The sequence below is a fragment of the Bacillus sp. SIMBA_031 genome (genome assembly GCF_046535225.1).
Classification (GTDB): Bacteria; Bacillota; Bacilli; order Bacillales; family Bacillaceae; genus Bacillus; species Bacillus velezensis.
This window is the reverse complement of sequence record NZ_JAWRXC010000264.1, coordinates 1-270: the sequence shown is the minus strand read 5'-3', so window position 1 is coordinate 270 and position 270 is coordinate 1. Positions and strand designations below refer to the sequence as shown.

At 54.1% G+C, this 270-nt stretch carries 1 protein-coding gene; it reads right to left on the bottom strand.

Annotated features, from left to right (window positions below):
* On the bottom strand, positions 1 to 195 hold a 195-nt coding region (locus SB724_RS20265; protein ID WP_410572658.1), incomplete at its 3' end, for a hypothetical protein.
* Positions 196 to 270: the final 75 nt, after the last annotated feature.

Below are 270 nucleotides of genomic sequence, written 5' to 3'. Positions count from 1 at the left end.
CAAACTCACCTCATCAACGATGTGGGTCCAAATCGCGGACCAGCCGAAACTTGTACGATTGACGCCACAGACGATCTCGAGGCGATCAGCGCCTGGCTGCTTGAGCACCAAGAATCTGGTCCGACGGTCCGCTCTTACAGAAAGGAAGTCGAACGATTCTATATTGGCAGCAATGAAAACGATCTTCTTGGACATCGACGGAGTGTTACACCCGTCTACCGTAGGCGAACTCGAGTACGGTCCGAAGGGACCCATGGTAACCGGGTCAGG